Genomic DNA, 13,490 nt, shown 5'->3' on the forward strand with positions numbered 1-13,490 from the left:
CATTACCCATTTAACGAACGACCTACGAGATAAGGTTACAGTTTTAGGTATTAAAAATGGTTTATATTTTATATGAAATGTATAAAGTATTTTTATGGCCTATTTCCGATACTGAATGTGTAAATATTTGGTATTTAAAATGATAGATAAAAAACGATACAAATTCGGTACAAGGAGGTATAAATTAAAGAGTTACAAACCCCAAAAGAATAGGAAAGCGTAGATGAACACTATAGGTATCGTGGCCTACGCTTAGATGTGAGAATGAAATTTTTTAACCATGGAGACGTGGAGAAATTCCTTGCGTTTTCGGAGAATTACTGAAAAACAAGATTTTCTGAAAAGAAAGGCAAGGCTTTAGTTTCAATACGTTCTGCAATGCGGTTGATATGATCACCTTCGTAGCTTTCATAAAAATGATTGATCTGGTAAGCATCTAATACTCCATGTAGCTTTTTGGTAGCCTCGTTGATGCCTCTATCCTCGGTGCCTGCATCCATTCCTATTGCTTTAAGCTTTTTAGGTTTGGGATATATTGATCAATCGTGTTGAGCGTTCGATTGGCGATGATTTTATTGATAATTTCCTGTCTAGGAGAACCGTCTTTTGCAGGGAGATCTAAATAAAAGGGAGGGTTTTGAGGATTGGGTGCAAAGGCCGCAGATGTGGCAAGTGCTGCTATCTCGAAAAAAGAGGCATCCTGTAGTTGATCTGGTGTGAATTTCTCCAATTTTGAAATCATCTCAGGATTGGTCACTGCTCCACCGTCCATACAACATGGGCTTAGGGCGTAAATAGCAGTATAAACTTCAGGATATTTCATACCTAGACGAAGAGTGCCATATCCTCCCATGGAATGTCCTGCAAGCCCTCTACTGTTTTTGTTGGAAATAGTTCTATAGTTGGAGTCGATATAATTCACCAGCTCTTTGGTGACAAAGGTTTCCCAGTCACCAATGGTCGCCGAACTCGCATACATGCTTCCTTTAAAGGTATTGAAAGCATTGGGCATCACCACAATCATCTCTTTTGAAGCTCCCGATGCGAGGGATTGTTCAATGACATTTTGTAGGTTGATCCAATGATCTTCCCACCCAAACCATTGGGAATCGTTGTCAGTAAATCCATGGAGCATGTAAAGCACCGGGAAATGTCTGTTCGGATTAGTTTGATAGGAAGGAGGGAGATAGACTGTCACGTCTCGGTCTGCAGGGTCACCGATCAAGTTGCCTTCCAATGCGCTGCTATGAACTTTGATTCGCTCTTTGGTTCCTTTTTGTGCCTGGACAACAGTTATTCCAAGAAATAGAAGTAAGATGAATAGAATATTCCTTTTCATAGGTTAATGGGTTTAGGTCTCTAGTAAAAGTAGGTGAAAGTAAGAAGTTGTCCAATCGTTCTGTTTATGAATATGGTTCAATAGAGAGGATAACTTCCTGCCAGTAGGCTAGAAAACGTATTTCTAAAATCAGTTCTCCACAAACAGATGAAGAATGTGAATAGCCCCTGGTTTAAACCTGGGGCTATTAAGAAACCAAAATAGATGACTCCCGCCTAGAAACATCTTTTGGAATTAATTTCATATTTTCTGGTGGATTCCTGTGTCATTTCGAGTGAAAGGAGAAATCTATTTTCTCTCGCAAAACCGCGAAGCACGCAATGTATACAGCGAAGAAGAATAATTTAGAAATAGCTCCAAAGGAGCGATAGCTCATTAGCCATGGGTTTCAACCCATGGTTAAAGGATTCCCAAAAAATTAGCCTCCCGAGCATAATCATTTTAGGAATTGAAAGCGCATTTGCGGGAGGATGACCATGAGTAGTATCAGGAGCATTTTTTATATCCTTATCTGCTTTTACCTCCAAACAAAAATGGAATTTGAAGACACTCACATGGGCAACAAGTCGTTAAATGGTTTCCAGACAATCATTAAGCTCCAAAGGAGCGATAGCTCATTAGCCATGGGTGTCAACCCATGGTTAAAAGATTCCCATAAAATTAACCTCCCGCGCAGAGTTTTTTTAGGAATTGAAATCGTCTGTGCGGGAGGAAGACTGCTTTCCTTTTTGGGAACATTGATATATAAATTCATTCACCAAAACAGAAAAGGAATTTGAGTGAAGACACTCACATGTGCAACAAATAGCAAAGAATTTAATGGAATCGAATTCCTTATTTTTTTCACTAATTCGTTTTCATCTTGCTGGCAAATCATTTAGGACTTCTAATGATAAAACCGGGCCAGCGCTGTGGAATTGTTACTTCTTATTTACCCAGGGCTATAAAGCTTTGACCCCTAAGGGGCCAATAACTGTAACCTAACTTTGATCAAAACTTAAAATTAGCCTCCCTCGCAATGTTATTTCAGGAATTGAAAGCGCCTGTGCTGGAGGAGGACTGCTTACCTTATTGGGAACATTGGTAAATAAATTCATTCACCAAAACAAAAAATGGAATGTGAGTAAAGACACTCACATGGGCAACAAGTCGTTAAATGGTTTCCAGACAAACATTAAGCTCCAAAGGAGCGAAAGCTCATTAGCCATGGGTTTTAACCCATGGTTAAAAGAATCCCACAAAAAAATAGCCTCCCGCGCAAAGTTATTTTAGGAATTGAAAGCGCCAGTGCGGGAGGATGATTGCTTGCCTTTTGGGAAAAATGGTAAATAAATTCATTCACCAAAACAAAAAAGGAATGTGAGTGAAGACACTCACATAGGGGAAGTACTGTACCCTAAATTAAATCCCTACACTTTCCTTAAATAAGGATATTACCAGCTCTTCAGTTAATGGTCTCTTATTCGCTTTTTCACGCAAGGTGTTAAAAGCATATCTAAAATTGCAACCTTCTTTGTAGGCACTGCATCCATAGGCTTTTTTACCTTTGATAATCGTTCCTTTTTTGCATAAGGGACAAGGGATGACAGGAGTAGATTTTTTAGATGTTAAAGAATTCGCTTCTTTCTTTTCTTCTAATAGGAGTTGAAACTGATCATCGAAGCGAATCAACCCTTCTTTTTCACCCGTCTCCGTTTTAAAGCCCTTTAAGTTGACAGTAGCACCTTTTTGGAGCAACCGAACATACTGTTTCTCTGAGATTTTCTTTCCTTCAAATGAAAAAGGAAGTAACAAGTTGCAGCCTTTTTTATAAGCGCTGCATCCATAACTTGATTTGCCTTTCAGCAAGGAGCCTTCCTTACATTTTGGACAAGTTTGTCCCACCACAGTAGTGGGTGCTTTTTCTTTTTCTGGAGTTTTTCCTTTTTCAGAAGCTTTGGATTCGGTGGAAGGGGAAATGATGGTTTGACTTTGCTCCCGCATCACTTCATATACCAAATGCTCCACCATGAGCTTCATGTTTTTGACAAAAGAACCTGCATGAAACTTCCCTTTTTCAATTTCCCTCAATTGCTTCTCCCATTGTCCTGTTAGCTCAGCCGAGGTCAATAGCTCATTCCGGATGATTTCGATCAATTGAATCCCGGTTTGAGTGGGCAAAATCTGCTTTTGTTCCGCTCTATGTACTGTCGTTTAAAAAGCGTTTCAATGATACTTGCCCGGGTGGAAGGACGTCCTATGCCATTCTCTTTCATTAGTTCCCGCATCTCTTCATCGTCCACTTGCTTGCCGGCAGTTTCCATACCTCTCAACAAAGTCGCTTCCGTAAAGTGCTTAGGAGGTTTGGTTTCTTTCTCTAAGAATGAAGGTTCATGAGGTCCTTTTTCTCCTTTTTTGAAGAGGGGAGCTCGTCTTTCTCCTTTTTATCTTTTCCGTCAGTAGTTTCAAAAACAACTTTCCAGCCTTTTTCCAAGATTACCTTTCCGGTTGCTTTGAAAGAAACGGTATCCACCTTTCCAATGACCGTAGTATTGGCCACCGAGCAATCCCCATAAAATATGGCGATGAATCTCCTAGCAATGATATCATATACTCTAAGGTGATTCCCGTACAAATTTCCCTGAATTCCTGTTGGGATGATGGCATGGTGATCGGTTACTTTTTTATCATTAAAAACCTTGGTGGACTTTTTTAGTTTTTTGCCTAAAACAGGGCGAATCAAATCCTCATATTTGGTCAGGTTCTTCAGTATTCCCTGTGCTTTGGGATAGATGTCATCGGGCAAGAACGTAGTATCTACCCTTGGGTAAGTAATGACTTTTTGCTCGTATAGCTGCTGGGCTATTTTGAGTGTTTCATCAGCAGAAAGCCCAAACTTATTGTTGCAATACACCTGTAAACCAGTCAAGTCAAAAAGCTTTGGTGCATATTCTTTTCCATTTTTCTTTTCAATGGAGACTACTTCAAAGTCATGCGCTTTCACCTGGTTTGCAAAAGCTTCCCCGTCTTCTTTCTTTAAAAATTTGCCCTCTTCAAAATTAAAGGTGGTTTCTCGATAGACCGTTTGTAATTCCCAATAAGGTTGAGGTTGAAAATTTTGGATTTCCTTAAACCGGTTCACGATCATTGCGAGGGTAGGAGTTTGAACCCTCCCGATGGACAATACTTGTTTGTATCCCCCATATTTGACGGTATATAAGCGTGTGGCGTTGATCCCTAATAACCAATCGCCAATGGCCCTGGAATATCCCGCATAGTATAAATTATCGTATTTAGAGGAAGGTTGTAGCTTTTCGAATCCTTCTTTAATTGCTTCAGTGGTCAAAGAAGAGATCCATAAGCGTTTGACTTCGCCTTTGTATCCTGCTTGTTCGATGACCCATCGTTGAATCAGCTCTCCCTCTTGGCCGGCATCCCCACAGTTAATCACCTCTGTGGCTGTTTCAAATAGCTTTTTTACAATGTTGAATTGCTTTTGGATCCCGGCACTGTCCACCACTTTGGTTTTGAACTTTTCGGGCAGCATGGGAAGGTGACTGAGATGCCAACCTTTCCAATGGGCTTGATAATCGTTCGGTTCCAATAAAGTGCAAAAGTGACCAAACGTATAGGTGACGATGTATCCATTTCCTTCGTAATATCCATCATGCTTAGAAGTCGCTCCAAGTACAGCCGCTATTTCACGGGCAACGCTTGGTTTTTCTGCAATACAAACTTTCATCTGAAGCAAATCTAAAAATAAGCCTAAGCACAACAGCAGGTTGGCGTAGTAAAACATCTGAAAAAATAGTAACCCGTGAAGGCCAATAGCTTATAATTTTATTCCAACAACCTTTGGGGTGTCATCCCGAACCGTCCTAGACGAGAGAGGGATCTCCTCGAAGGTTTTTAAATCCGAAGATCATGTTTCGAATCTATATAGCCCTGGGCCCGATAGCTATCGTGGCTAAACCCGGGGCTATTAAGAAACCAACTAATTGACTCCCGACCAGAAACATCTTTTGGAAATAATTTCGTTTATGCGGGAGGATTCCTAGGTCATTTCGACTGAAAGGAGAAATCTATTTTCTTTCCAGAAAAAGAATGTGAGTGGAGACACTCACATCGGGGATTTTTAATTATTTACCGCAAAGGCGCAGAGAACGCAAAGTATGCCGCTAAGAAGATTATATCAGAAAAAGCTCCGGAGGAGCGTTAGGTTATTAGCCATGGGTTTTAACCCATGGTAAAAGGAATCCCAAAAAATTACCTCCCGCGCAAATCTATTTTAGGAATTCAATACGCCGGTGCGGGAGTACTCCTGGGTCATTTCGACTGAAAGGAGAAATCTATTTTCTTTCGCAAAGCCCCAGAGAATAATCTAATCTTTGAGGTTTAAAACACCTCGAAGGTTTTATATTTTTCTTACCTTCTTTTGTGTCTTCATAAAATATAAAGCCCCAGGTTTTAACCTGAGGTAAAGAATAACCATATATCCACCTCCCGCCCAGATCTATTTTAGGAATTCAAAACGCCGGTGCGGGAAGATGCCTAATAGACTTATGATCCTCATTAAAGTTTCTATTAGCATAAAACTTGAGCTGATTGGTTCTTTGAACACTCTGTCATATTTGTCTAGACTGGATATAATAAATTTTACGTTTACATATTTCAAACCTTAAAATATATTGGAAGCCAGGGACTTGGTTGAATTCAAAGGTTGGCAAACATTTTGAACAAACAGATCGAAAACTGAGAGAATAATGGCTGAACAAAAATCTGGAATAGATAAAATCCTAATCAGGATATTGTTATGGATACCTTCCTTGTTAATCGTATTGTTCTACATTCCAAATGGGCTTGATAAACTTATTAACCACGACCAAACAGGAAAGATCGTAGAAAGTAGTACTGTAATGATTGTCACTGGAATTTTTATTTTAATTGGAGTTGCCCTTTTCTTATACCGCAAGACAATACTGATTGGTACATCCATGTTGGTCTTGTACATGACATTTACTGTTTTAATCCATATGTATAAGGGAAAACCTGCCGAAATTGCAATTCTAATTGTTTTGGCTACCGTATATTCCTCATTTATCAGAGAACCAAAATTATTTCAGGAAAAAGCTCCCGAGCTGCGAAATAAATAGCTCCAGGTTTTAACCTGAGGTAAAGAATAACCACATAATTAGCCTCCCGCGCAAATCTATTTTAGGAATTCAATACGCCGGTGTGGGAGGATTCCAAAGGTCATTTCGACTGAAAGGAGAAATCTATTTTCTTTCGCAAAGCCCCAGAGAATAATCTAACCTTTGAGGTTTAAAACACCTCGAAGGTTTTATATTTTTCTTACCTCCGTTTGTGTCTCTACAAACAGAAAAGTGATTGGAGACACTGATATGTGCAATTTTTCTAAACTGCAAAGCCACAGAAACCGCAAATGCATCACAGAGAATTTCCATAACATATTCCTCATCAAATCATCCAATCAAGTATTCAAGTAGAATATCGCGGTACGCTTAGAGAACAAAAGATTACACTAAAAAGCCAACTTGAACCCAAAAGAGAATACCTCGTTATCCTCAAAGAGTAACCAGGTATTCAACTAGAGTAAAGCTGTCACCAAAAAGAATATCTAGTTATTCAAAAAGTATATTCGGTTACTCTCTGTACACCACTAGTTCACCATAGAGAATAACTCAGTACCCGAAAAGAGTAACTGCCTATGCAAAAAGTAGAACTTGGTACCCTTTTGGCCCAACTAGGGTACCTCGAAGGTGGGTAGGGGTACCTCGGAGGTGGGGGTATTACAAATTTCTGGAGAATAGGAAAGCGGAATATATAACTACCCTCAGGGCAGGAAGTAGGTCAAATATACCCAGTACTGGGTATTTTTTAATGGTATAGATATCCTGATATTACCATTTAGGGTTTTTATTGACTACAAAATTATTATTTCTGATATATATCAGAAAAATTAAAAATATCTTCCTCCTATTTCAGGAGAAGGTAATATTCCAGATGATTAAGAAAAGCAGCCTTATGTAGAAAGTATTTTTGAAAGTTTTTGTATTGAAATTTTAATGGAATAGGAATGAAGGAAGTTAATTTTGGATATATAGGAAAAATCAAGCTTAACTCTTATCACCCACTATGCTCCAACGAATTGGGTAAAAAAGCAGCTATTGAATTTGGAATACATCCATATGTAGATGGATCTTGTAGAAGAGAACCTGATTTTGAAAATCCATTCCCTTCGATATCTGCATTATGCCGTCAAAACTCTTTTGCGCCGAAACTATTTCCTAATGACATTGTAATTTATATTTCTCTTAATAGCAATGGCAATTCACAATCAAAATATAGACTCGTATCAATTCTTAAAGTTTACAAGCGATTTGAAACACATTATAATGCATATAGGTGGTATAGAGAAAACAATTTTGTGATTCCAAATAATTGTATGATTGAGGGAAATCCCCCATTCCTTTTGAAAAGACTATTTCAAAATTTGATTCATTTAAAGAAATTAATAGGTTTAAAAACTATACTGCTGAAAAACAAAAAAAGATAGGAGAAAGAATTGTAGCTAAATGGAACGAGGAATACCAAACTAAATCAGAAAAATGGCCTGTTTTTATAGTTACTAAGCCTTTATTTAATGCTGTATATGAAGGGTTTGAACCTCCAACCATCGAATATAATGACTTTCAAAGAATAATGGGAAGAGTTCCAAATACAAGAACTCCAAACAACCTTTTAAAAAAAGAACTATTTGGCTTTTGCGAATTAGCTGGTATTTTTCCTATAATTAAATGAGTTTACCCTTGTATGGTTTTATAAAGGAAACCAAGAAATAATTCTGATCCTTATTTTTCATTATTAACAATTTTTGATAAACCCCATTTTCAATGACCGTAAAAGAAGCAATCCTCAGAAGTCTGGATGAGATAAAAGCAATAACAAATTACCAAGAGGTCTATAACCATATTGTTGCAAATGGATATTACACATTTGACAATAATAAAACACCTTCAGCAACTGTATCCGCCATTCTTGGCGATTTTATCAGAAATGGAGATGCCAGAGTCAAAAGGATAAAGCAATCTGGAGGAACCTATTCTTATTACCTTGCCAAAAATGAGCAGGAAATTGGGATAGAGATTTTAAGTGGGGAAACTGAGATTAGCAACCCTAATCCAAAAAAGACTAAGGTTAAATCCTATCATGAAAGGGATCTACATAGACTTCTGAGTAGTTATTTGAAGAATACGAAAATTTATTCTAAAACTATTTTCCATGAGCAGTCCAAATATGGAAGCGACAGCAATCAAATCTGGACACATCCTGATATGGTCGGGGTTAAATTTTTAAACCTCCAAACCAAAGTCAGTCAAAACTTCTTAAAGTCAATCAACAGGGTAGATACCTTTAAGTTAAGTTCGTACGAAATCAAAAAAGAGATCAACTCTGACTCTGAGCTTAAAAAGCCTACTTCCAAGCGGTATCAAATTCCAGTTGGGCAAATTATGGTTACCTAGTTGCATTTGAATTCAGTGATAGTTTGACTGATGAAATGGAACGACTTAATCAGTCTTTTGGAATTGGAATTATTGAATTAAATGCGAATGCTTATAAAAGTAAAGTGCTTTATCCAGCAACTTACAGAGATCTTGATTTTAAGACCATAGATAAACTTTGTAAGATCAATAAGGAATTTGAACAGTTTATAGAGCAAACGGATCGCTTATTAACTGCTCAGGAGAGATATTATAAGTCTACGGAAAAGGAGTTGGATGAATATTGTGATACCTATTTTAGCAGTGACACTGAAATGGAAACTTATTGTAAGGAAAAGAATATTCCAAATGGTGAAGTTTCCGCTGATTGATTTTCAAATAACTGGCAACCCATGTCTGAATTTCCACCAATGGCTAATGCAACCCGTATAATCTAGTATCTTTAGAACTCCAAACCATGATTACTTTCGAAAACAAACCACAGATAGGACAGGGGATATACACCCTTCGGGATGCCGCCACTATCCTGCATCTTCCTTATGCTAAGGTTCATAGATACGTGGACAAGTATTGGGACGGGCAGCTTGGAAAGGAATTTCAGACACGATACTCTTGGAATACTGATGGATCCCGTGCTGTAAGTTTCCATACAGTCGTGGAACTCTATGTTATGGTCCAGCTGGCGGATCAAGGAGTCAAGACCACCGAAGTGCTTAAAGCCCATAAGAAGCTAAGCCATATCTATGATACTGCCTTTCCATTTGCTCAGAAGCGAGTTCTGGAGGAAATCAAAACGGATGGAAAACTAATATATTGGAAGAATGGGGCTGATGTGGTTTCTCTAAATGGTTCAGATCAATTCAATCTGGATATTATTTCTGTCTTTTTCAAGAAACTGGATTTCGATAGGGAGGACGTAGTATCTAAGCTGTGGCCAATGGGGAAAGAACATGCGATAGTGATTGACCCAAGTCGAAAGTTTGGTCACCCTATTATAGAAGGCAAGAACATCTATCCTGAGACTATCTTTGGACACTTCCAAGCAGGCGATCCAGTCCCCTACATTGCCCACATTTATCAGATCACGGAGAAAGAGGCTGAGGATGCTATTGCGTTTTGTAAGTATGCGGCATGATCATCTTTACTGATGAAAATATCCCTAGGCATTTGGCACCTGGATTTCAGTTGATCCAGGGACCTGAATCTTTGAAAACAGGAATTCCTTTGGAAGTCAAACACCTTCCTGACCATTTTGGGTATGGTAGCAAGGATAAAGACTGGATACCAGAGATCGGGAAATTAAAAGCTTGTGTAATCACGACCGATATTCATCTGAATCGCCGTAAACATGAAATCTCCCTGCTGAGAGAGCATAAGCTTGGGATATTTTTTCTGAGGGCAAAAACCAAAAAATCTGGTCTTTGTGTCTGGCAAATGGTGGAAATGCTTGCTCGTTCTTGGACAGAAATCACTAAAATTGCGGTAGAAGAGAAGAGGCCTTTTGGGTATGAGGTCTATGTTACTGGGAAATTAAAGAAGGTTTTTGAAAGAGATATTAAAGCTTTTCTAGTTTCATTAATTCAAAAAACGATTTGAATTAAAAATTTAACCTCAAAACCTCGAGTTACATATTATTAATTAAGAATGACGACACATCAACAACATATCAAATTCATTTGGGATATTGCAGATCTTTTACGAGGGCCATACCGTCCTCCTCAATATGAAAGGGTAATGCTTCCTATGACTGTTCTCCGTCGTTTTGATTCTGTATTAGAAAGGACAAAACAGGAAGTCTTAAAAGAACATACAAGCTTAAAAATTAAATTTAATAATGAAATTCCGCCTTCAGTATTAAGCTCTAGGCTCCAGAAAATTACCGATCAAAAATTTTACAATACCTCTCCTTTTACTTTTGAAAAATTGAAAGGTGCTCCAGATAGCATAGCTCAGGATTTAGTAAGTTATATAAATGGATTTTCTCCTAATGTGAGACAGATCTTCGAATACTTCGACTTTGAGAAAGAAATATTTGCAATGAATGATGCCAATATTTTGTACTTAATCATTTCTGAATTTGCAAAAGTCAATTTACATCCCAGTATGGTATCAAACAGGGATATGGGGTTAATATTTGAAAATCTTATTCGGAGATTCAATGAGTTAGCTAATGAAACAGCTGGAGATCACTTTACCCCTCGTGAGATCATCAAATTAATGGTTGATATTTTATTTCACGATGATGACGATTTCTTAAAAGGTAAATCAGTAATACGTGAAATTTTAGATCCTACCTGTGGAACAGGAGGAATGTTATCTGAAGCAAAAGAGCACGTAAAAAAAACAAATGAAGATGCCATTTTGATCGCTTATGGACAAGACTATAATAAGCGTGCTTTTGCAACAGCAGCAGCTGATTTACTCATTAAACTTGATCCTTCAGATAGGCTTATACAAGAAGATACAATCTTATTTGGCGACACATTAGTGGATGACCAGTTTCCAGATAAAAAATTCGATTACTTGATAGCCAATCCACCTTTTGGTGTTGATTGGAAAAAACAGAAACCCCAAATAGATCGGGATAAAACAGGACGTTTTGAAGCAGGTTTACCCCGTGTAAACGATGGTGCTTTGTTGTTTTTACAGCATATGATCAGCAAGTTTGAGCCTTACGAACCTGCTGCAAAGAAATTCGGATCTCGCTTAGCAATTGTATTTAGTGGTTCTCCTATGTTTTCAGGAGGAGCCGGTTCGGGTGAGAGTGATATTCGAAAATGGATTATTGAAAATGACTGGTTGGAGGGCATCATAGCTTTACCCGAGCAGATGTTTTATAACACGGGTATCAATACATATATCTGGGTTTTAACCAACAGGAAACCTAAAAACCGAAAAGGTAAAATTCAGCTGTTTGATGCTAGGGAATTTTATATCCCCATGCGCAAGAGCCAAGGAAGCAAACGCAGGAAAATAGGAGAAGGAGAGGTTGATGATGGTATTATCCATGTGATAGAGCCTAACCAAATAAAAGAGATTGTTGCTGAATATGGCCAGTTTGAAGACACTAAACATTCCAAATTGTTTGACAACAATGATTTCGGATTTACGAGGGTAACGGTAGAACGTCCATTACGCTTAAAATTCCAAATGACCTCCGAACGAAAGTTAGCCTTTTTGGACGCTTGTCCTCATTTACTGGAAGATGTTCAGGCTATCGACAAGAAGTTAGGGCAGGAGATCCTGATGGACTGGAATAAGGTATTGAAAGACATTAAAAAAATTAACAAACAGAAATGGTCGGCAAGAGAATTGACAGTCTTCCGCAATGTATTTACTGATAAGGATCCGGAAGCTGCAAAAGTACAAAAAGGAAAGACTGACTTTGAAGCGGATGCAGACCTGAGAGACTTTGAAAACATTCCTTTGAAAATTGATATTGAAACCTATTTCAAAAACGAGGTTTTGCCCTTTGTGTCAGATGCATGGATGGACCGTTCTAAAGATAAAATAGGCTATGAAATCAATTTCAACCGTTATTTCTTCAAAAACACCGAAAATCGCTCTTTAGATGTTATCAATAAAGAGTTGAGTGAGATTGAAAAGGAAATATTAGAAATATTGAATCTTTCATCTAAAATTTAATGAACCAGATTAGGTTAAAATATATTGCTAGCATAGAAATGGGCCAGTCTCCACCTTCTTCTGAGTACACAACTGAAGATGAAGGCATTCCATTTCTTCAAGGCACGGCAGAATTTGGAGAAAAGTATCCTTCTCCTATTATATATAGTCTTTCTCCAAATAAATTTTCTTTTAAGAATGATATCCTTTTTTCCGTAAGAGCTCCCGTTGGAGAAATCAACATAAACAATCAAAAAATTGGTATAGGTAGAGGCCTTTGCTCTATTAGAGCCAAAAATAATAACTCACAAGAGTTTTTATGGTGGGCCCTGCATGCTGTTAGGGTTCAATTAAAATATCTAGAAACTGGGACAACTTACTCAGCTGTTTCCACAGAAGATATTTCTAATCTAGTATTGCCTATTCACGATTTAAATATTCAAAACAAAATTGCGAACTACCTTGATACTGAAGTAGCTAAAATTGATGCCTTAATTGACAAGAAAAATCAGCTCATAGCCATTCTCGATGAAAAGAAAAAAGCAGTAATTAATCAAGCAGTCACCAAAGGGTTAGATATGAATGTCTGCATGAAAGATTCAGGAGTTGAATGGTTAGGAGAGATTCCAAAACATTGGAAAGTGGTGAAATTGAAGTATTTAACTAATGGCTTGAAATATGGAGCAAATGAGGCCGCAGAAGATGATAATCATAATGATCCCAGATATATTAGAATAACGGATATTGATGAAAATGGAGATTTAAAAGAAGAAACATTTAGGTCAATTCCTTTGGAGGTTGCTGAAGAATATCTCTTACAAGACGGTGATATCTTACTAGCAAGGAGTGGTGCTACCGTTGGAAAATCTTTTTATATAAAAAAGAATATGGGATATCCGCATATGCTGGATATTTGATTCGTATAAGATGTAATGCTAAAATTAGTCCAAAGTATATGTATTACTATACGCTCTCTAGTCTTATTGGAATCAAATCTATATTGATAGTATACAAGCAACAATTCA

At 37.8% G+C, this 13,490-nt stretch carries 11 protein-coding genes and 1 pseudogene; 8 read left to right on the plus strand and 4 right to left on the minus strand.

Annotation, left to right across the window (positions count from 1 at the left end):
• Positions 1-317 precede the first annotated feature (317 nt).
• The 4 genes and pseudogenes from V8V91_RS00975 to V8V91_RS00990 all read right to left on the minus strand — a co-directional run bounded on the left by V8V91_RS00975 (position 318) and on the right by V8V91_RS00990 (position 5,117).
• Positions 318-500 carry a hypothetical protein gene (locus tag V8V91_RS00975; RefSeq protein ID WP_373398369.1) on the minus strand — a complete coding sequence of 61 codons (183 nt, stop codon included), beginning with the start codon at positions 498-500 and terminating at the stop codon, positions 318-320.
• 2 nt (positions 501-502) lie between these two features.
• Positions 503-1,339 (minus strand): alpha/beta hydrolase, encoded by an 837-nt coding sequence (locus V8V91_RS00980; protein ID WP_373398370.1) that lies wholly within the window; start codon positions 1,337-1,339, stop codon positions 503-505.
• A 1,401-nt stretch (positions 1,340-2,740) separates the two neighbouring features.
• Complete coding sequence (locus V8V91_RS00985; RefSeq protein WP_373398371.1) at positions 2,741-3,499, minus strand: hypothetical protein; 759 nt, start codon at positions 3,497-3,499, stop codon at positions 2,741-2,743.
• Positions 3,472-5,117, minus strand: a pseudogene (locus V8V91_RS00990) (DNA topoisomerase 3). The gene V8V91_RS00985 and the pseudogene V8V91_RS00990 overlap by 28 nt, the downstream one beginning before the upstream one ends.
• Positions 5,118-6,081: 964 nt before the next feature.
• On the opposite strand from V8V91_RS00990, the gene V8V91_RS00995 reads away from it, so the two are divergent.
• From V8V91_RS00995 to V8V91_RS01030, 8 genes are all read left to right on the plus strand, one after another.
• Entirely contained in the window at positions 6,082-6,471 is a 390-nt protein-coding gene (locus V8V91_RS00995) for a hypothetical protein (protein ID WP_373398372.1), read from the plus strand.
• 944 nt (positions 6,472-7,415) lie between these two features.
• Positions 7,416-7,895 carry a hypothetical protein gene (locus V8V91_RS01000; protein ID WP_373398373.1) on the plus strand — a complete coding sequence of 160 codons (480 nt, stop codon included), beginning with the start codon at positions 7,416-7,418 and terminating at the stop codon, positions 7,893-7,895.
• A gap of 337 nt (positions 7,896-8,232) precedes the next feature.
• The gene (locus V8V91_RS01005; RefSeq protein WP_373398374.1) at positions 8,233-8,862 is read left to right on the plus strand and encodes a hypothetical protein; all 630 of its coding nucleotides are present in this window, start codon (positions 8,233-8,235) and stop codon (positions 8,860-8,862) included.
• A gap of 35 nt (positions 8,863-8,897) precedes the next feature.
• Positions 8,898-9,212: a hypothetical protein gene (locus V8V91_RS01010; RefSeq protein WP_373398375.1), complete on the plus strand. Its 315-nt coding sequence runs from the start codon at positions 8,898-8,900 to the stop codon at positions 9,210-9,212.
• Between the two features lie 86 nt (positions 9,213-9,298).
• Positions 9,299-9,976, plus strand: a complete 678-nt coding sequence (locus V8V91_RS01015) for a DUF433 domain-containing protein (RefSeq protein WP_373398376.1) — start codon at positions 9,299-9,301, stop codon at positions 9,974-9,976.
• On the plus strand, positions 9,973-10,437 hold the full coding sequence (locus tag V8V91_RS01020; RefSeq protein ID WP_373398377.1) for a hypothetical protein: 465 nt from the start codon (positions 9,973-9,975) through the stop codon (positions 10,435-10,437). The genes V8V91_RS01015 and V8V91_RS01020 overlap by 4 nt, the downstream gene beginning before the upstream one ends.
• Before the next feature lie 48 nt (positions 10,438-10,485).
• Positions 10,486-12,486, plus strand: a complete 2,001-nt coding sequence (locus V8V91_RS01025) for an N-6 DNA methylase (protein ID WP_373398378.1) — start codon at positions 10,486-10,488, stop codon at positions 12,484-12,486.
• Positions 12,486-13,382, plus strand: a complete 897-nt coding sequence (locus tag V8V91_RS01030) for a restriction endonuclease subunit S (RefSeq protein ID WP_373398379.1) — start codon at positions 12,486-12,488, stop codon at positions 13,380-13,382. The genes V8V91_RS01025 and V8V91_RS01030 overlap by 1 nt, the downstream gene beginning before the upstream one ends.
• Positions 13,383-13,490 lie beyond the last annotated feature (108 nt).

The sequence above is a fragment of the Algoriphagus halophilus genome, from assembly GCF_041729275.1.
GTDB lineage: Bacteria > Bacteroidota > Bacteroidia > Cytophagales > Cyclobacteriaceae > Algoriphagus > Algoriphagus halophilus_A.

Bases quoted from the DNA above. Each gene is read 5' to 3' on its own strand.
- V8V91_RS00975 (WP_373398369.1), bottom strand. From the start codon at position 500: ATGGATGCAGGCACCGAGGATAGAGGCATCAACGAGGCTACCAAAAAG.
- V8V91_RS00980 (WP_373398370.1), bottom strand. From the start codon at position 1,339: ATGAAAAGGAATATTCTATTCATCTTACTTCTATTTCTTGGAATAACT.
- V8V91_RS00995 (WP_373398372.1), top strand. From the start codon at position 6,082: ATGGCTGAACAAAAATCTGGAATAGATAAAATCCTAATCAGGATATTG.
- V8V91_RS01000 (WP_373398373.1), top strand. From the start codon at position 7,416: ATGAAGGAAGTTAATTTTGGATATATAGGAAAAATCAAGCTTAACTCT.
- V8V91_RS01005 (WP_373398374.1), top strand. From the start codon at position 8,233: ATGACCGTAAAAGAAGCAATCCTCAGAAGTCTGGATGAGATAAAAGCA.
- V8V91_RS01010 (WP_373398375.1), top strand. From the start codon at position 8,898: ATGGAACGACTTAATCAGTCTTTTGGAATTGGAATTATTGAATTAAAT.
- V8V91_RS01015 (WP_373398376.1), top strand. From the start codon at position 9,299: ATGATTACTTTCGAAAACAAACCACAGATAGGACAGGGGATATACACC.
- V8V91_RS01020 (WP_373398377.1), top strand. From the start codon at position 9,973: ATGATCATCTTTACTGATGAAAATATCCCTAGGCATTTGGCACCTGGA.
- V8V91_RS01025 (WP_373398378.1), top strand. From the start codon at position 10,486: ATGACGACACATCAACAACATATCAAATTCATTTGGGATATTGCAGAT.
- V8V91_RS01030 (WP_373398379.1), top strand. From the start codon at position 12,486: ATGAACCAGATTAGGTTAAAATATATTGCTAGCATAGAAATGGGCCAG.